The sequence below is a fragment of the Geodermatophilus sp. SYSU D00698 genome (genome assembly GCF_054050335.1).
Genome location: NZ_JBJGZD010000010.1, coordinates 1 through 17,542 on the forward strand (window position 1 = coordinate 1; position 17,542 = coordinate 17,542).

At 76.6% G+C, this 17,542-nt stretch carries 18 protein-coding genes; 13 read left to right on the plus strand and 5 right to left on the minus strand.

The window, feature by feature from the left end:
• Window positions 1–146 precede the first annotated feature (146 nt).
• The 5 genes from ACI8AB_RS11045 (at window position 147) to ACI8AB_RS11065 (ending at window position 4,957) form a co-directional block, all read left to right on the plus strand.
• A complete protein-coding gene (locus ACI8AB_RS11045; protein ID WP_456950173.1) occupies window positions 147–470 on the plus strand; it encodes a hypothetical protein in 324 nt (107 codons plus the stop codon).
• The gene (bluB, locus tag ACI8AB_RS11050; RefSeq protein ID WP_456950174.1) at window positions 467–2,182 is read left to right on the plus strand and encodes a 5,6-dimethylbenzimidazole synthase; all 1,716 of its coding nucleotides are present in this window, start codon (window positions 467–469) and stop codon (window positions 2,180–2,182) included. Before ACI8AB_RS11045 ends, bluB begins: the two co-directional genes overlap by 4 nt.
• Window positions 2,179–2,553, plus strand: a complete 375-nt coding sequence (locus tag ACI8AB_RS11055; RefSeq protein WP_456950175.1) for a hypothetical protein — start codon at window positions 2,179–2,181, stop codon at window positions 2,551–2,553. Before bluB ends, ACI8AB_RS11055 begins: the two co-directional genes overlap by 4 nt.
• Window positions 2,554–2,602: 49 nt before the next feature.
• Window positions 2,603–4,237 carry a phosphoglucomutase (alpha-D-glucose-1,6-bisphosphate-dependent) gene (gene pgm, locus ACI8AB_RS11060; protein WP_456950176.1) on the plus strand — a complete coding sequence of 545 codons (1,635 nt, stop codon included), beginning with the start codon at window positions 2,603–2,605 and terminating at the stop codon, window positions 4,235–4,237.
• Between the two features lie 66 nt (window positions 4,238–4,303).
• A complete protein-coding gene (locus tag ACI8AB_RS11065; protein ID WP_387988588.1) occupies window positions 4,304–4,957 on the plus strand; it encodes a hypothetical protein in 654 nt (217 codons plus the stop codon).
• A gap of 6 nt (window positions 4,958–4,963) precedes the next feature.
• Here ACI8AB_RS11065 and ACI8AB_RS11070 read toward each other — a convergent pair whose 3' ends face one another.
• Complete coding sequence (locus tag ACI8AB_RS11070) at window positions 4,964–5,854, minus strand: diguanylate cyclase domain-containing protein (RefSeq protein WP_456950177.1); 891 nt, start codon at window positions 5,852–5,854, stop codon at window positions 4,964–4,966.
• Between the two features lie 130 nt (window positions 5,855–5,984).
• Here ACI8AB_RS11070 and ACI8AB_RS11075 point away from each other — a divergent pair, with 130 nt between their 5' ends.
• On the plus strand, window positions 5,985–6,929 hold the full coding sequence (locus ACI8AB_RS11075; RefSeq protein WP_456950178.1) for a hydroxymethylglutaryl-CoA lyase: 945 nt from the start codon (window positions 5,985–5,987) through the stop codon (window positions 6,927–6,929).
• Complete coding sequence (locus ACI8AB_RS11080) at window positions 6,926–7,420, plus strand: flavin reductase family protein (RefSeq protein ID WP_456950179.1); 495 nt, start codon at window positions 6,926–6,928, stop codon at window positions 7,418–7,420. The genes ACI8AB_RS11075 and ACI8AB_RS11080 overlap by 4 nt, the downstream gene beginning before the upstream one ends.
• Window positions 7,421–7,465: 45 nt before the next feature.
• Here the strand turns inward: ACI8AB_RS11080 and ACI8AB_RS11085 are convergent, their stop codons facing one another.
• Window positions 7,466–9,871 (minus strand): SpoIIE family protein phosphatase, encoded by a 2,406-nt coding sequence (locus ACI8AB_RS11085; protein ID WP_456950180.1) that lies wholly within the window; start codon window positions 9,869–9,871, stop codon window positions 7,466–7,468.
• Window positions 9,872–9,991: 120 nt separating this feature from the next.
• On the opposite strand from ACI8AB_RS11085, the gene ACI8AB_RS11090 reads away from it, so the two are divergent.
• Entirely contained in the window at window positions 9,992–10,843 is an 852-nt protein-coding gene (locus tag ACI8AB_RS11090) for a hypothetical protein (RefSeq protein WP_456950181.1), read from the plus strand.
• A 4-nt stretch (window positions 10,844–10,847) separates the two neighbouring features.
• Here ACI8AB_RS11090 and ACI8AB_RS11095 read toward each other — a convergent pair whose 3' ends face one another.
• Together ACI8AB_RS11095 and ACI8AB_RS11100 are read right to left on the minus strand one after the other, a co-directional pair.
• The gene (locus tag ACI8AB_RS11095; protein WP_456950182.1) at window positions 10,848–11,321 is read right to left on the minus strand and encodes a hypothetical protein; all 474 of its coding nucleotides are present in this window, start codon (window positions 11,319–11,321) and stop codon (window positions 10,848–10,850) included.
• On the minus strand, window positions 11,314–11,679 hold the full coding sequence (locus tag ACI8AB_RS11100; RefSeq protein ID WP_387988581.1) for a hypothetical protein: 366 nt from the start codon (window positions 11,677–11,679) through the stop codon (window positions 11,314–11,316). Before ACI8AB_RS11100 ends, ACI8AB_RS11095 begins: the two co-directional genes overlap by 8 nt.
• A 62-nt stretch (window positions 11,680–11,741) precedes the next feature.
• Here ACI8AB_RS11100 and ACI8AB_RS11105 point away from each other — a divergent pair, with 62 nt between their 5' ends.
• Window positions 11,742–12,554, plus strand: coding sequence for a PaaX family transcriptional regulator C-terminal domain-containing protein (locus ACI8AB_RS11105; protein WP_456950183.1), 813 nt, complete (start codon window positions 11,742–11,744; stop codon window positions 12,552–12,554).
• 62 nt (window positions 12,555–12,616) lie between these two features.
• Here ACI8AB_RS11105 and ACI8AB_RS11110 read toward each other — a convergent pair whose 3' ends face one another.
• On the minus strand, window positions 12,617–13,609 hold the full coding sequence (locus ACI8AB_RS11110) for an aldo/keto reductase (protein ID WP_456950184.1): 993 nt from the start codon (window positions 13,607–13,609) through the stop codon (window positions 12,617–12,619).
• A gap of 133 nt (window positions 13,610–13,742) precedes the next feature.
• Here ACI8AB_RS11110 and ACI8AB_RS11115 point away from each other — a divergent pair, with 133 nt between their 5' ends.
• The 4 genes from ACI8AB_RS11115 to ACI8AB_RS11130 all read left to right on the plus strand — a co-directional run bounded on the left by ACI8AB_RS11115 (window position 13,743) and on the right by ACI8AB_RS11130 (window position 17,541).
• Window positions 13,743–14,753 carry a siderophore ABC transporter substrate-binding protein gene (locus ACI8AB_RS11115; protein WP_456950185.1) on the plus strand — a complete coding sequence of 337 codons (1,011 nt, stop codon included), beginning with the start codon at window positions 13,743–13,745 and terminating at the stop codon, window positions 14,751–14,753.
• A 79-nt stretch (window positions 14,754–14,832) separates the two neighbouring features.
• A complete protein-coding gene (locus ACI8AB_RS11120) occupies window positions 14,833–15,789 on the plus strand; it encodes an ABC transporter permease (protein ID WP_456950186.1) in 957 nt (318 codons plus the stop codon).
• Window positions 15,779–16,786 (plus strand): iron chelate uptake ABC transporter family permease subunit, encoded by a 1,008-nt coding sequence (locus ACI8AB_RS11125; protein ID WP_456950187.1) that lies wholly within the window; start codon window positions 15,779–15,781, stop codon window positions 16,784–16,786. The genes ACI8AB_RS11120 and ACI8AB_RS11125 overlap by 11 nt, the downstream gene beginning before the upstream one ends.
• Entirely contained in the window at window positions 16,783–17,541 is a 759-nt protein-coding gene (locus ACI8AB_RS11130; RefSeq protein WP_387988575.1) for an iron ABC transporter ATP-binding protein, read from the plus strand. The genes ACI8AB_RS11125 and ACI8AB_RS11130 overlap by 4 nt, the downstream gene beginning before the upstream one ends.
• Window position 17,542: the final 1 nt, after the last annotated feature.

Genomic DNA, 17,542 nt, shown 5'->3' on the forward strand with positions numbered 1-17,542 from the left:
GCATCGGGGTGCGTTCGGAGACCCCGCGGGGGCCCGGCCAGTCCCCCCGCCCCGCGCCCCCCCCCCCCCCGCCCCCCCCCCCCCCCCCCCCCCCCCCCCCCCCCCCCCCCCCCCCCCCCCCCCCCGCCCCGGACTGCCGGGAGGCCGTGACGATGACCGAGGAGGAGGTCCGCGCGCTGGCGCTGGCGCTGCCGGAGGTCACCGAGGCCGACCACCACGGCCGCCCGTCCTTCCGGTTGGGGACCGCCGTGCTCGCCACGCTGTGGGCACCGGGCATCCTCAACGTCGTGGTCGGGGAGTCGGAGGCGCGCGCGGCCGAGGGGGGTGCGGTCTCGCTGCTGTGGTGGGGGAAGCGGCTCTCGGGCGTGCAGGTCGACCTGGCCGCGACCGACCCGGCCGTCGTCGCCGACCTGCTGGACGAGGCCTGGGCCCGCCGGGCCCCCGCCCGGCTGCGGAGGCAGCGCCCGTGACGTACCCCCGGCCGGTCCCGCTCATCGGCGACGCCACCTCCGCCGCCGAGCGGGCCGGCGACCCCGCCGGCTGGGCCATGCCCGACGACGCCGGCGGGTTCTACGCCGTCGTCGCCGCCCGCCGCGACGTCCGCCGCTACCGCCCGGACCCGGTGCCCGACGACGTCCTGCGCCGGGTGCTGGCCGCCGGGCACTCGGCCCCGTCGGTGGGCCACAGCCAGCCGTGGCGGTTCGTCGTCGTCCGCGACCCGGCCGTCCGGGACCGCGCCGCCGTCCTCACCGACCGCGAGCGGCTGCGCCAGGCCGCGCAGATGGAGCCCGACGCCGCCCGCCGGCTGCTGGACCTGCAGCTCGAGGGCGTGCGCGAGGCGCCGCTGGGGATCGTCGTCTGCTGCGACCGGCGCACCCCCGCGGCCGGCGTGCTGGGCCGCGCGACCTTCCCCGACGCCGACCTGTGGAGCTGCGCGGCAGCCATCCAGAACCTGTGGCTCGCCGCCCGCGCCGAGGGCCTGGGCATGGGCTGGGTGACGCTGTTCCGCCCCGAGGAGCTGGCCGGGCTGGTCGGCCTCCCCGACGGCGTGGCCACCCTCGGCTGGCTGTGCCTGGGCTGGCCCGACGAGCGCCCGCCCGCGCCCGGGCTGGAGCGGGCCGGCTGGTCACGGCGGCTGCCGCTGGAGGCCGTCGTCCTGGAGGACCGCTGGCCCGCCGACGACGGCGGCCCGGCCGCTCCCCCGTCGCACCTGCGCGCGCCCGGCCGCGAGGACGTCGTCGGCGCCCGCGACGACGCCGACCGCCTGCTCACTCCCCCGGGGTCGCTCGGCGTGCTCGACCGCGCGGTGGACCGGGTCGTGGCCCTCGGCCGCGGCGACGTCGCCGGCGGCACGCTCGTGCTCGCCGCCGCGGACCACCCGGTCGCCGCGCTCGGTGTCTCGGCCTACGGCGGGCACGTCACCCGCGACGTCGTCCGCGCCGCGCTGGCCGGCACCTCGGTCGGCGCCACCGCCGCGGCCGCGGCCGGGCTGGCGACGGTCGTCGTCGACGCCGGGGTGGACGGCGACCCGCTGCCCGGCGCGGTGGCCGCCCGGCCGGCCGGCCCGCGCGGCGACCTCGCCGCCGCCCCGGCGCTGACCGCCGCCGACGTCGAGCGGCTGCTGGCGGCCGGGCGGGAGCTGGGCGCCCGCGACGGCCTGCTCGCGCTCGGCGAGGTGGGCGTGGGCAACACGACCGTCGCCGCCGCGCTGGCCGCCGGGCTGCTCGGCGCCGACCCCGCCGACGTCACCGGGCTGGGCTCCGGCGCCGACAGCGAGGTGCTCGAGCGCAAGCGCGCCGTGGTGGCGGAGGCGGTGCGCAGGGCGGGCAGCGGGCTCGCGCCGGAGCGCGCGCTGGCCGAGCTCGGCGGGCCGGAGCTCACCGTGCTGGCCGGGGCCGTCCTCGGCGCCGCGGCGGCGCGCACCCCCGTCGTCCTCGACGGGTTCGCCGTCTCGGTGGCCGCGCTGGCCGCCGTCCTGCTCGAGCCCGGCGCCCAGGCATGCCTCGTCGCCGGGCAGCGCAGCCGCGAGCGCGGGCACGAGCTGGTGCTGCACGCCCTCGGCCTGGAGCCGCTGCTGGACCTGCGGCTGCGCGCCGGGGAGGGCGCCGGCGCCGCGCTGGCCGCCGGCCTGCTGCTCGACGGCCTCCGGGTCCGCCGCGCGACGGCCCGCGTCGGGCCGTGATCGAGGCCGTGATCGAGGCCGGGGCGCGGCGGCGCGACCAGCCCGCTCCCCCGCACGTCGTGTTCGAGGCGCTCACCGGGCCCGACCGCGATCCCGCGCGCCCGTGGCTGCGGCTGCTCGACGACGAGCACCCGCCGACCGTGGTGCACGCCGAGCGGCCGCACCTCGTCGTCTGGTCCTCGCTGTGGGAGCGCCGGCCCGACGCGCGGGTCCGCTTCGACGTGCTCGCCCTCGCCGGCGCCTCCGGGACCGACCTCCGCTGGACCCTGCTGGTCGACGGACCCCTGCCGGACGCCTCGCTCCTCGGGCACCTGCGGAGGCGGCTCGACGAGCTGGTCAACGCGGACCTGCGGTACTCCTTCGGGCAGTAGCACGGTCTCCGCTCGCCACCGGGCCGGGAGCCGGGCCAGGATCGGCGGCGTGACCGATCCCCGTGCCGGCCAGCCCGCCGCCCCGTCCGACCTGGTCGACGTCGCCTCCCTGGTGACCGCCTACTACACGCTGGTGCCCGACCCGGCCGAGCCGGCGCAGCGGGTGTCGTTCGGGACCTCCGGGCACCGCGGGTCGGCGTTCGATACCGCGTTCAACGAGGCGCACATCCTGGCCACCACCCAGGCCATCTGCGAGTACCGGGCGGCGCAGGGCTTCGACGGGCCGCTGTTCCTCGGCCGCGACACCCACGCGCTGTCCGAGCCGGCGTGGGCCAGCGCGCTCGAGGTGCTCGTCGCCAACGACGTCCCCGTGCTGGTCGACGCCGCCGGCCGGTACACGCCCACCCCGGCGGTGAGCCACGCGATCCTCACCGCCAACCGGGGGAGGACGAGCGGCCTGGCCGACGGCATCGTCGTCACGCCGTCGCACAACCCGCCCCGCGACGGCGGCTTCAAGTACAACCCGCCCTCGGGCGGCCCGGCCGACACCGACGCCACGAAGGTGATCGCCGACCGCGCCAACGAGCTGCTCGCCGCGGGCCTCGACGGCGTGCGACGGGTGCCGTTCGCCCGGGCGCACGCGGCGGCGCAGCGGTACGACTACGTCGCCGCCTACGTCGACGACCTGCCCGCGGTGCTCGACCTCGACGCGATCCGCTCGGCCGGCGTCCGGATCGGCGCCGACCCGCTCGGCGGGGCGTCGGTGGACTACTGGGCGGCGATCGCCGAGCGGCACCGGCTCGACCTCACCGTGGTCAACCCGCTGGTCGACCCCACGTGGCGGTTCATGACGCTCGACTGGGACGGCAAGATCCGGATGGACTGCTCGTCACCGTCGGCGATGGCCTCGCTCATCGGCAAGCGCGCCGACTACGCGATCGCCACCGGCAACGACGCCGACGCCGACCGGCACGGCATCGTCACCCCCGACGCCGGGCTGATGAACCCCAACCACTTCCTCGCCGTCGCGATCTCCTACCTGTTCGCGCACCGCCCGGAGTGGGGCGGGGACGTCGCCGTCGGCAAGACGCTGGTGTCGTCGTCGCTGATCGACCGCGTCGTCGCCGGGCTGGGGCGGCGGCTGGTCGAGGTGCCGGTCGGGTTCAAGTGGTTCGTGCCCGGGCTGCTCGACGGCTCGGTCGGGTTCGGCGGCGAGGAGTCCGCGGGGGCGTCGTTCCTGCGCCGCGACGGCGGGGTGTGGACGACGGACAAGGACGGCGTCCTGCTCGCGCTGCTGGCGAGCGAGATCCAGGCGGTGACCGGCAGCTCGCCGTCGCAGCTGCACGCGGAGCTGACCGGGCGGTACGGCGCGTCGGCCTACGCGCGGGTGGATGCCCCGGCCACCCGCGAGCAGAAGGCGGCGCTGGGGAAGCTGTCGCCGGAGGACGTCACCGCCACCGAGCTGGCCGGCGAGCCGATCACCGCCAAGCTCACCCGCGCGCCCGGCAACGACGCCGCCATCGGCGGGCTGAAGGTGGTCACGGAGAACGCCTGGTTCGCCGCCCGCCCGTCGGGGACCGAGGACGTCTACAAGGTCTACGCGGAGTCGTTCCGCGGCCCCGACCACCTCGCGCAGGTGCAGGAGGAGGCCCGCGCCGTCGTCGGCGCCGCCCTCGGCGTCTGACCCGTGCGGGCGACGACACGGGAGCAGGAGCGGAGGGCGCGGGGGCGGCAGCCGCAGACTGGGCGCATGACCGGTCAGCCGTACGAGCAGGAGTGGGACGTCGTCCCGCCCGGGTCCGTCCCCCCTCCCCCGCCGCCCGCGTACGGCAGCCGGCCCACGTACGGCGCCCAGCCCACGTACGGCGCCCCGCCTCCCCACGGCGCCCCGCCCCCGTACGGCGCCGTGCCGCCCCACGGGCAGGTCCCGCCCCACCCCCAGCCGGTCCCGTACGGCCCCGGCTGGGCGGCGGTGCCGTTCGCGCCGCCGGCGTGGCCGCACGGTCCGGGGCGGCCGGGGACGGCGACCACCGCGGCCGTGCTCGGTTTCGTCACCGGCGGCCTGACCGCGCTGGTGTCGCTGGCCTTCCTCGTCGCGGTGCTCACCGGTGCCGAGGACGACCCGATCACCGTCACGCTGCTGCTCGGGCTCCCCTGCGCGGCCGGGCTGGTCACCGGGGCGGCGCGGCTGTTGGGCCGGCACTCCCCGACGGTCCTGTTCGCCTCCGCGCTCGCCTCGGTCGTCGTGCTCTTCCTCGCCCTGGTCGTCGGGGCCGCGTCGCAGGACGCCGACGACGTCGCCGGCTTCACCGCGTTCCTGGTGTTCGCGCTGCCGCTGCCGGTGCTGACCGCGGTGTTCGCCCGGCTGCCGCGCACGGTGGGCTGGGCCGGCTCGCGCGCCTGAGCCGGCTCAGCGGCGGCGGGCCTTGTCGGCGTACATCGCCGCGTCGGCCTCCCGGACCACCGCCTCCTGCGCCTCCTCGGGGTCCACGCCGCCGTCGACCGAGCCGATGCCGATGCTCAGGCCCACCCGCACGGTGGTCGAGCCGATGCTCAGCGAGCCGGGGAACGCCTCCCGCAGCCGCGCGGCCAGCACCTCGGCGTCGGCCCGCTCGGTGTTCTCGCAGACGACGGCGAACTCGTCGCCGCCCAGCCGGGCCGCGGTGTCGCTGGCCCGCAGCACCGAGGCCAGGTGCCCGGCCACGGCCACGAGGACGGCGTCACCGACGGGGTGACCGAACTGGTCGTTGACCGCCTTGAACCCGTCGAGGTCCAGCACGAGCACGCAGGTCGGCGTGTGCTCGCGGTGGCCGCGCTCGAGCGCGTGCCGCAGCCGGTCGCGGAACAGCAGCCGGTTGGGCAGCCCGGTGAGCGGGTCGTGCGCCGACAGGTGCAGCAGCCGGGCCTCCAACGCCTTGCGGTCGGTGACGTCCTCGACCACCAGGACCAGGTGCGGCGCGGTGACGCCCGGGGTGCCGTCGACCCAGGACGACGTCACCTGGACCGGCACCACCTCCCCGTCGGCCCGCACCATCCGGCACTCGTGCCGGGCCCGGCCGCGGCTCTCCTGCAGGCCGGTGCAGACGGCGACCGCGCCGGCCACGTCCTCGGGGTGGGTGACGGCGAACAGCGTCGTGCCGCGCAGCGTCCCGGGCTCGCGGCCGAGCAGCTCGCCGAGCGCGGCGTTCGCCTCGATCAGCACGCCCTCCGGGGTGGTCAGTGCCACCCCCATCGGCGAGTTCGTGAACGCGCTGCCCAGGTCGGGGGGCGGCAGGGTGCCCGTGGCGCCCTCCAGGTCCACGGCGCCTCCCTCCCGCACCTCGTCTCGGTGTACCGACCCCAGTCATTACCTCCTGCGTTCCACGTAGAACCCCTCGGCGAGGCAGGATGGTCGGGTTCCCCCGTCCGGGCGAGCAGACAGGAGGGCAGCGGTGCCGTCGGACTTCGACCTGGTGCTGCCGACGGCGGTCGACGTCCGCGAGGTCGGCATGCGCGACGGGCTGCAGCTGGAGGCCCCCGTCCCGCTCGAGGGCAAGCTCGCGATGCTCGAGGCGCTGGTCGCCACGGGCGTGCGCCGCATCGAGGTGACGTCGTTCGTCTCGCCGAAGGCCGTCCCGGCGCTGGCCGACGCCGACCGGGTGGCCGCCGAGCTGTCCCGGTGGCCCGGCGTGCACTGGTCGGCGCTGGTCGCCAACCCCCGCGGCGCGGTCCGCGCGGTCGACGCCGGCATCGCCGACCTCGAGCTGGTCGTGTCCGCCTCCGACGGGCACAGCCGGGCCAACGCCGGCCGCTCCACCGCGGAGGCGCTGGCCGGCGTCGGCGAGGTGGCCGCGCTGGCGCACGGCGCCGGCGGCTCGCTGGAGGTCGTCGTCGCCACCGCGTGGGACTGCCCGTTCGACGGGCGCACCCCGATCGCCCGCACCGTCGACGTGTGCCGCGCCGCGGTCACCGCCGGCGCCGACGCCCTGTGCCTGGGCGACACGATCGGGACGACGACGCCGGCGCGGGTGGTCCGCCTGCTGCACGCCGTCCGCCGCGCCTGCCCCGGCACCCCGGTCGCGGTCCACTTCCACGACACCCGCGGCACCGGCCAGGCCAACGCGCTGGCCGCCGTCCAGGCCGGGGTGACCCAGCTCGACGCCTCCGTCGGCGGGCTCGGCGGCTGCCCGTTCGCGCCCGGCGCGAGCGGCAACATCGCCACCGAGGAGCTCGTCTACTGGCTGGAGGAGTCCGACGTGCGCACCGGGATCGACCTGGACGCGCTGCTGGTCGCCGCGCGGGTCACCGAGTCCGCGGTCGGCCACGAGCTGCCGAGCTCCCTGTACCGCGCCGGCGGCCGCTCGGTGCCCCGGGCGGCGGCCGGGACGACGGCGTGAGCGGTCCGGCGGAGGTCGTCGACCCGCGGGTCATGCGGGACGTGCTCGGCCACTTCGCCTCCGGCGTCACCGTGGTCACCGCGGACACCGACGACGGCCCGATCGGCTTCACCTGCCAGTCGTTCAGCTCGCTGTCCCTGGACCCGCCGCTGGTGGCGCTCGCGCCGGCGCGCACGTCGAGCACCTGGCCGCGGCTGCGGGACATCGGCCGGTTCTGCGTCAACGTCCTCGCCGAGGACCAGTCCGGGCTGTCGGCGGCGTTCGCCCGCTCGGGCGTCGACAAGTTCGCCGGCGTCCCGTGGCGGCCGAGCCGGCACGGCTCCCCCGTGCTCGACGGCGTCGTCGCGTGGATCGACTGCACGCTGTGGGCGGAGTACGACGGCGGCGATCACACGATCGTCGCGGCCCGCGTGCTGGACCTCGGCGCCGATCCCGGCCGCCGGCCGCTGCTGTTCCACCGCGGCCGCTACGGGCTGGCCGACGAGGCATAGGGAGCATTCCGCACGTCTGGGGCTCGCAGGCGTGCGGAGAGCTTCCTATGCCGCGCCGAAGCGGACGGCGATGAGCGCGACGTCGTCGCGGCCGTCGAGGGTGCCGCTCACCGCGGCGTCGCACAGCTCGCGGGGCGAGGCGTCGGCCGGGGTGGCCGACACCCGCTCCACCAGCGCGGCGATGCCCTGGTCGAGGTCCGAGCCGGGGGTCTCCACCAGCCCGTCGGTGTAGGCCAGCACCGTGGAGCCCGGCGGCAGCCGCAGGGTCCGCGTCCGCCGCTCGGCGGTGGCGTCGACGCCGACCAGCAGGCCGGTGACGCCGTCGACCGGCCGCACGGACCCGTCGGGTGAGCGCAGGAGGAGCGGCGGGTGGCCCGCGTTGGCCAGCTCCGCCGTCCAGGCGCCGCCGGGCCCGTCCGGGGGGAGGGCGCGCAGGTAGGCCATCGTCGCCAGCGAGGCGACCCGCAGGCCCTGCACCAGCCGGTCCACGCGGGTGAGCACCGTGCTCGGGGAGGGGTCGGGGGCGTCCCAGAGGCAGGCGCGGATGAGTCCGCGCAGGTGCCCCATCGCGGCGGCCGCGGCGACGTCGTGGCCGACGACGTCGCCGACGACCATCCCGACCGACCCGTCGGGCAGCTGCAGCAGGTCGTAGAAGTCCCCGCCGACGTCGGCGGCGGTCGAGGCGCTGACGTAGTGCGCGGCGGCCTCGAGCCCGGGGATCTCCGGCAGGTCCGGCAGCAGGGACCGCTGGAGGGTGTCGGCGACGGCGTGCTCCTGCTGGTAGAGCCGCACGTTGTCCATGACCAGGGCCGCCCGGCGGGCGAGGTCCTCGACCAGCCCGACGTCGTCGGGGGTGAACGGGCGCTCCGGGGAGGTGCGCACCAGCGTGATCGCCCCGCGGGTCCGGCGGCGGGCCACCATGGGCGCGCTCAGCGCCGACGCCGCGCCCAGCCGCCCGGCGATCTCCTGGGCCACCGCGGAGGCGGTCACGTCGTCCAGCCGCTCGGGCAGCCGCTCGACCAGCACCGCGCGCGAGGTGGTGATGCTGCGCTGGCTCGGCGAGTCCGGGGGCAGCCGCAGGGCGTGCCCGGCGTCGAACCGGCGCAGGTCGGTGCGCTGGTGCTCGCGATCGCGGGAGACCAGCTCCCGGACCTCGCCGGACTCGTCGACCAGCGTGATGACCGCCCAGTCGGCCAGCTGCGGCACGCACAGGGCGGCCAGCCGGTCGAGCACGTCGGCGATGTCGAGGGTGGCGATCAGCGCGCTGGTCGCCTCGGCCATCAGCGCGAGCCGGGCCTGGGCGCTCTCGGCGTCGCGCTGCGCCCGCTCGGCGTCGCGCTGGGCCTGCTCGGCGACCGCGCGGGCGAGCTCGGCCTCCCGCCGGGCGGCCTGCTCGGCGGCGAAGGCCGCCTCCCGCTCGGCCTCGACCCGCACCCGCTCGGTGACGTCGGTCTGCACGCCGACGAAGCTGACCAGCTCGCCGTCGCCGTCGAACACCGGGCTGATCGCGAGCTGGTTCCAGAAGGCGGTGCCGTCGCGGCGGTGGTTGAGCAGCGTGACGGTGACCGCCTCCCGCGCCCGCAGGGCCGTGCGGATCTGCTCGACGCTCGCCCGATCGGTGGTGGGGCCCTGCAGGAAGCGGCAGTTGCGACCCACCGACTCCTCGTAGGAGTACCCGGTGATCCGGGAGAACGACGGGTTGACCCAGACCAGGGGGTCGTCCGGCTGGCGGGGGTCGGTGATGGTGAACGCGATGTCGGTGGCGACGACGGCCCGCTCGCGCAGCGCCTGCAGCTCGGCGTCGGCGTCCTCGCCGCCCGCGTTCTCGACCTCCAGCAGCACCACCAGCGACAGCTGCTGGCTGTTGTCCGGCTGGGAGAGCGGGAAGCCGGTCACCCACAGCAGCCGGTCCGCGTCGCCGTCGTCCTCCCGGGCCCGGCCGGCGTCGGTGCTGCGGCCCGGCGAGAGCCGCACCGCCTCGCCGGTGACGGGCCGGCCCTGGGCCACCAGCGACAGCGGGCCGCTGGTGCGCGCGAGCGGAGCACCACCGAGGTCGGTGAGCCCGGCCGACGCGCCCCAGGTGTCGACGGCGACCGGCAGGCGGACGTTGCCCGCCATCTCGACCGCGGCGGTGTTCGCGTAGGTGACCGCGCCCGACTCCTGGTCGATGAGCAGGACCGCGACCGGGACGTCGGCCAGGACCGCGGGCAGGGCGGTGGACGCGGCGTGGTCCCCGCGGTGCTCGGAGACGACGGCGGTGGCGGCGCTGACGATGCCGGCCTGCCGGCCGGTGGCGTCGTCCCCGGCAGGTGCCGTGGCCTCGGCCACGGCGGCGCGGGTGCGGGGCGGGATGCCGTCACCGGACGGCGAGTCGGTGGGACCGCCGACGCCGGGGAGCACGCCGGGCGGCGGGCCCTGCCCCTCCTGCGGTCGGTTCCCGTCCGGTCGCACGCAACCAATCTACCGGCCGACCCCGGCCGACTGCTCCCGACCGCCAGGTGACCTGCCCGGACAGGTGTGCGCGGCTGCGTGACGGGCACCCTCCCGGGGACCACTCGGGAGGGAGACGTCATGGGACTGCTCGACCGGCTCCTCGGCCGGCGCCGCGCGCCGGAGCCCCCGGCCTACGGCGGCTACGACGGCTACGCCCCGCCGCCCGCACCGGCCCCGCCCGCGGCCCGGCGGGCCTCCGGCGACCGCCCGCTGACCGACCAGCAGGCCATCGAGCGCTACCGCTACCTGCTGAAGACCGCGCCGCCGGACCAGATCGAGCAGGCGCACGCGGAGGCCTTCGCCCAGCTCACCCCGGAGCAGCGGCAGGAGGTGCTCACCCAGCTCGCGGCCGGCGTACCGGCGGCCGAGCGTCCGCGCAGCGACGACGCCCAGACACTGGCCCGGGTCGCCACCCGCGCCGAGCTCCGCCAGCCCGGGTTCCTCGAGCGGACCTTCGGCGGCTACGGCGGCGGCCCCGGCTACGGGGGCGGCGGGTACGGACCCGGCTACGGCCTGGGCCACGGCGGTGGCGGGTACGGCTACGGCGGCGGCTACGGGCCCCGGATGGGCGGCTTCGCCGGCTCGATCGGCGGCAGCCTGCTCGGGACCATCGGCGGCCTCGTCGTCGGGACGGCGGTCGCCGACGCGCTGTTCGACACGGGCCTCGGTGACGGCGGCCTGTTCGGCGGCGGCGACGAGGAGGCCTACGCCGAGGGCTACCAGGACGGCGCCGGGGCCGGCGGCGACGGCGGCGGTGACGGCGACGGCGGCGGCGGCGGCGACTACGCGGCCTCCGAGGGTGACTACGGCGGCGACCCGGGCGCCGACTTCGCCGGCGGGGCCGACGACGGCTTCGCCGGCGGCGACTACGGCGGCGGGGACTTCGGGGGCGGGGACTTCGGCGGCGACTTCGGGGGCGGCGACTTCTGACCGCTCAGGACCGGCCGGGACCGTCCTCGGGGACGGTCCCGGCCGCCTCCTCCCCCGCCGTCACGTCGGCCTGGTGGCGCAGCCACAGCAGGCCGAGCACCGGCAGCACCAGCGGCACGAACCCGTAGCCGCGGCCGAACGCCGACCACACCGTCTCGTCGGGGAAGGCCGCCGGGTCCACCAGCGACAGCACGCCCACCACCAGCACGCCGGCCAGCTCCACCGAGCACGCGACGACGGCGGTCCGCCGCCCCGCCCGCCCGCCGCGGGCCAGCCCGACGGTGGCGACCAGGTAGACCACCGCGGCCAGGGCCGACAGCAGGTAGGCCACCGGCGCCTCGGCGAAGCGGGTGGCCAGCTGCACGCCGGCCCGCGCGCCGGCGGCCAGCGCGAAGACCGCGTAGACGGCCACCAGCACCCGGCCCGGCCCGGCGGCGGTCCCGCCCGGCGCGGTGCCCCGCGCGTCCCGCTCAGGCACCGGGGGCCTCCCAGAGCTGCACCAGCCGCCAGACCATGACGGCGGTCACCAGCGACGCCACGGCCAGCACCGTCCCCGCCCAGCGGCTGGGCTCGGTGCGCGACCACAGCACCCCGGCCACCGGCAGCAGGACGACGCCGGCCAGGTAGCCGACGAAGGTCGCCGTCTCCGGGGGCCGCTGCCCGTCCGCCAGCGCCACCGCCGCCACCACCGCCTGGACGACGAGCAGCACCTCGAGCACCGCGGCACCGGCCAGGTGCAGCAGTCCGATCCGCCGGCGGGCGAGGGTGGACGCCAGGCCGGCGAGGGCGACCAGCAGGGCCACCGCCGTGGCCGACCAGACGAGGAGGGCGTTCATCGCCTCCCATGATCGCGCGCCCTCCGGGGGAGCCGGGAGCGGGCGCGGGGTAGGCACGGGCCATGACCGTCCGCGACCTGGTGGTGGACCTGTGCGCCGAGCACCTGGACGCCGTCACCGGCGACCCGGTGCCGCTGCAGGCCCTGGTCGGCCTCCTCGCGGCGTGCGGGGTCGCCGAGCCGAGCACCCGGGTCGCCGCGTCGGCGCTGCGCCGCGCCGGGTGGCTGACCGCGTCCCGGCGCGGGCGGGAGACGCTGCTCGCCCCGACCGCGGCGCTGCGCGCGGCGGTCACCACCCGCTGCGACCGGATCCGGTCGCGGCTGGGCCCGTGGGACGGGGAGTGGCGGATGGTCGTCTACGGCGTGCCGGAGACCGACCGCGCGGCCCGCGAGCGGGTGCGGCGCGGCCTGGCCCGCGCCGGCTTCGGCCCCCTGGCACCGGCCACGTGGGTGTCGCCGCACGCCGCCGCGCTGGAGGAGGTGCGCGCCGAGCTGGCCGGCGAGCGCACCTCCCGGCTGGACCTGCTCACCGCCCGCGTGGCCGACCCGCGGCTGTCCGACGCCGACCTGGCCGCCCGCTGCTGGGACCTCCCCCGGCTCGCCGCCGCCTGGACCCGGGTGCTCGACCGGCTGCGCGCGGTCGGGGACGCGGTGCCCCAGGGCCCGGCCGCGCTCGGCCGGCACCTGCGGTTGCGGGCGGACCTGCGGGCGGTGCTCACCGGCGACCCGCTGCTGCCCCCGGCGCTGCAGCCGGAGGCCTGGCCGGCGCGCGAGGTCCGTGACGCGTGGGCCGACGTCGGCGCCCGGCTGGCCGCCGCCGCCCGCGCCCACGTCGCCGAGGTGCTGGGCGCCGTCACCCCCCGCGCGGCCGCGTAGTCCGGTCTCCCTGCAGGAGCCCGGCGCGAGCGTGCGAGGAGTGGGGGCAGGGAGGTCCTCCGTCAGCGGTGGACGCCGGACATGTCCGGGTAGCGGTCGCCGACCGCGGCGCCGACCGGGGCGGCCTCGTCGAGCCGGCGCAGGTCGTCGTCGGACAGCTCGACGTCGGCGGCCGCGGCGTTCTCCTCGAGGTAGCGCACCCGCTTGGTGCCGGGGATCGGCACCACGCCCGGGTTGCCCCCGCGGTCGCTCTGCGCCATCACCCACGCCAGCGCGAGCTGCGACGCCGTCACGCCCCTCTCGTCGGCGATCTCGCGCACCCGGTCGACCAGGCGCAGGTTCTGCTGGGACGCCTCGCCCTGGAACCGCGGGTTGTGCCGGCGGAAGTCGTCGGGCGCGAGGTCGTCGAGGCTGCGGATCTGCCCGGAGAGGAAGCCGCGGCCGATCGGCGAGTAGGCCACGAACCCGATGCCGAGCTCGGCGCAGGTGGCCAGGACGCCGTTCTCCTCGGGGTCGCGGCTCCACAGCGGGTACTCGGTCTGCACGGCGGTCACCGGCTGGACGGCGTGCGCGCGGCGGATGGTCTCCGGCGCGGCCTCGGAGATGCCGACGGTGCGCACCTTGCCCGCCTCGACCAGCTCGGCCAGCGCGCCCCAGGTGTCCTCGACCGGGACGGTGGTGTCCACCCGGTGCTGGTAGTAGAGGTCGACGACGTCGACACCGAGCCGCTCGAGCGAGGCGTCGCAGGCCCGCCGCACGTGGTCCGGCCTCCCGTTGACCCCGCGGAACGAGCCGTCCTCACCGCGCTCGTTGCCGAATTTGGTCGCGAGCACCAGCTCGTCGCGGCGGCCGGCGATCGCCTTCCCGACCAGCCGCTCGTCGGTGAACGGGCCGTACATGTCCGCGGTGTCGAGGAAGGTGACGCCGAGGTCGAGGGCCCGCTGGATGGTGCGCTCGGCCTCGGCCCGGTCGCCGGTGCCGTAGAACTCGCTCATCCCCATGCAGCCCAGCCCCATGGCGGGGACGGACAGGGACCCGAGGGTGCGTGCCTGCACGGGCCGCTCCTGCCCGCCGGTGGAGGGGGGCAACCGGCCGTGAGGGGACCCCGCCGTTCCGTTGCTCCGGGGGCTGTGACAGGTTAGGCCGTCCTCAGTTAGGGCAGCCTGACCTACTTCGAGCAGGAGAACGATGCGCACCGCGACCCGGCCGCTGGCGGCCGCCTCCCTGTCCCTGGCCACGGTCGTCGCACTCGGCGCGTGCTCGTCCGACGGGCCGGTGGCCGAGGCGTCGACCGACGCCGGGACCGTGACCTGGACCTGGGACCGGAACACCGCCGCCGAGGACCAGGAACCGGAGTACGAGGAGACGACGGTCGAGGTCCCGGTGGACCCCGAGCGGATCGTCGTCTTCGACATGGCCAGCCTCGACACCATCGGCGCCCTGGGCGGGGAGGTCGCCGGCGCCCCGCTGGACTCGGTGCCCGACTACCTGCAGCGGTACCTGGCCGACGACGCCTTCGACGCGGGCACGCTGTTCGAGGCCGACCTGGTCGAGATCGAGTCGCAGCAGCCCGACCTCATCGTCATCGGCGGCCGCTCCTCGACGCTGTACGAGGACCTCAGCGAGATCGCGCCGACCGTCGACCTGAGCCTGCGCGGCAGCTACACCGAGACCCTCGAGCGCAACGCCACCTTCCTCGGCGAGGTGCTCGGCGCGGAGGACGAGGCGGCCGCGGCCGTCGCCGACCTGGAGGCGGGGATCGAGGAGGCGCGGGCCGCCACCGCCGACGCGGGCACCGGCCTCGGCCTCATGGTGGCCGGTGGCGAGCTCAGCGCCATGGCCCCGGCGGGCGACGGCGCGGACGCCCGGGGCGCCCGGGGCGGTCTCATCTACGACGCGTTCGGCGTGCAGCCCGTCGTCGACGACATCCAGGCCGCCACGCACGGCGAGCCGGTCTCCTTCGAGTTCCTGCTCGAGACGGACCCCGACCACCTGTGGGTCGTCGACCGCGACGCCGCCACCGGCGAGGAGGGCGCGCAGGCGGCCGCGGCGGTGCTCGACAACGACGTCGTCGCGCAGACGACCGCCGCCCAGCAGGGCCAGATCCACTACCTCGACCCGGTCGCCTGGTACGTCGTCTTCGGTGGCCTCGACACCACCCGGATCATGATCGACGACGTCCTGCAGATCGCCGGCTGAGTCCCGCACCTCCTCCGTGACGGCACTCGACACGGGTCGGACGAGCACCCCCGCCCCGGCGCGCCCCCGGCGCACCGGCGTGGGGGTGCTCGTCGGCGTGCTGCTCGCGGTCCTCGCGGTCGTGAGCCTGTTCATCGGCGTCTCCGACGTCTCCCCGGTGTCGGTGCTCACCGGCGGGTCCGACGGCACCGCCGCCTTCCTGCTCGGAGCCACCCGGATCCCGCGCACCGTGGCCCTGGTCCTCGCCGGCGCCTCGCTGGGCATCGCCGGGCTGATCATGCAGATGCTCGTGCGGAACAAGTTCGTGGAGCCGAGCACCACCGGCGTCACCGAGTTCGCCACGCTCGGCATGCTCGTGACGACGGTGTTCCTGCCGGGGCTGGCCGTCGTCGGCAAGACGGCCGTCGCCGCGGTGTTCGGCCTCCTCGGCACCTGGGTGTTCCTGCGGGTGGTCCGGGCGGTGCCGGTCCGCCAGCTCGTCCTCGTCCCGCTGGTCGGCATCGTGCTCGGCGGCGTCGTCGGCGCGGTGACGACGTTCGTGGCCTACCGCCTGGACCTGCTGCAGTCCCTCGGGCAGTGGGCGCAGGGCAGCTTCGCCGGCGTCGTGCAGGGCCGGTACGAGCTGGTGTGGATCGCCGGCGTGATGGTCGTCGTCGCCTGGCTGGCCGCCGACCGGTTCAGCGTCATCGGCCTCGGCGAGGACTTCGCGACCAACCTGGGGCTGGACCACCGCCGGTGGGTGGCCGTCGGGATGGTCGTCGTCGCGGTCATCACCGCGGCGGTGCTCGTCACCGCGGGGCTGGTCCCGTTCCTCGGCCTCGTCGTCCCGAACGTCGTCAGCCTGCTGATCGGCGACAACGTCCGCCGCGCGATCCCGTGGGTGGCCGCGCTCGGGGCCGTGTTCGTCGTCGCCTGCGACGTCCTCGCGCGGGTCCTGCGCTTCCCCTACGAGATCCCGCTGTCGGTCGTCGTCGGCATCGTCGGCGCGGTGCTGTTCCTCTGGCTGCTGCTGCGGAGGGGGAGCCGTGCTCACTGACCCCGCCCCGACGACGGTCCGCCCCCGCGCGGCGGTGCGCGCGCGCCGGGCCGGGCCCGCCGCCCGCCTGGCCGTGCTCGGCGCGGTCGTCGTCGTCCTGACCGCCCTCTACCTGTTCACCGACGTGCCCGGGTCGCTGGCCTACGCGCTGGAGAAGCGCGGCCTGACCGTCGCCGCGGTCGTCGTCGTCGCGGCGGCGGTCGGGGTCTCGACGGTCGTCTTCCACACGATCACCCAGAACCGCGTCCTCACCCCGTCGATCATGGGGTTCGACGCGTTCTACGTGCTCGTCTCGACCGTCGTCGTCTTCGCCGCCGGGTCCGCGGCGTTCCTGGCGGCGGACCCGCTCGTCCTGTGGGCGGTGCAGGTGGCGGTCATGGTCGGGTTCAGCGTCGTCCTGTTCACCTGGCTGTTCGGCGGGAAGCGGCGCTCCATCCACCTGATGCTGCTGGTCGGCGTCGTGCTGGGCACGTTCTTCCGCGCCTTCAGCGAGTGGATGCAGCGGATGCTCGACCCGCTGGACTTCCAGGTGCTCTCCGACGCCTTCTTCGCCTCCCTGACCCGGCCCGACGAGACGCTGCTGGCGCTCACCGCGGGCCTTGTCGTCCTCGGCTGCGCGGTGGTGGTGCCGCTGCTGCGCACCCTCGACGTGCTGACCCTCGGCGAGCCGGCCGCGGTGGGCCTGGGCGTCGACCACCGGCGCGTGGTCATGACGCTGTTCCTGGTCGTCTCGGTGATGGTCGCGGCGTCGACGGCGCTCGTCGGGCCGATCCTGTTCTTCGGCCTGATCGTCGCCAACCTCGCCTACTCGTGGGCCGGCTCGTTCCGCCACGTGTGGACGGTGCCCACGGCGGTGCTCCTCGGCGTCGTCTGCCTGCTCGGCGGTCAGCTGGTCCTGGAGCGGGTGCTCGGCTCCGGCGGCACCCTCTCCACGGTCATCGACTTCGCCGGCGGTCTGTTCTTCCTGTACCTCGTCCTGCGGAAGGGGGCGCGGTGATCGCGCTCGAGGGCGTCACCAAGCGCTACGGCGGCCAGACGGTGGTCGACGACGTCACGATCCGCTTCGGCGGCGAGGGGGTGACGGCGCTCATCGGTCCCAACGGCGCGGGCAAGTCGACGCTGTTCGGCCTCGTCGGCCGCCTGGTCCGGCCGGATGCCGGCCGGGTCACGGTGGACGGCCTGGACGTCGCGACGACGCCGTCGCGGGAGCTTGCCCGGCGCCTGGCCGTGCTGCGCCAGGACAACCACGTCGCCGCGCGCCTGACCGTCTCCGACCTCGTGGAGTTCGGGCGCTTCCCGCACTCCCGGGGCCGGCTCACCGTCGCCGACCGCGAGCACGTCGACCGGGCGATCGCCTACCTGGAGCTCGACCCCTACCGGGACCGGTACCTCGACGAGCTCTCCGGCGGTCAGCGCCAGCGGGCGTTCATCGCGATGGTCCTCGCGCAGGACACCGAGTACGTGCTGCTCGACGAGCCGCTCAACAACCTCGACCTGCGGCACATGACCGAGATCATGCGGCTGGTCCGGACGATGGCCGACGAGCTCGGCAAGCGCGTCGTCACCGTGCTGCACGACGTCAACTCGGCGGCTGCTCACGCCGACCGCATCGTGGCCATGCGGGACGGCACCGTCGTCGCGGACGCCCCCGCGCGCGACGTCATGCGTCCCGAGGTGCTCGCGGCCGTCTACGACACCACGGTCGACGTCCGCGAGATCGACGGCCGCCCGGTCGCCCTCTACTACGGCTGAG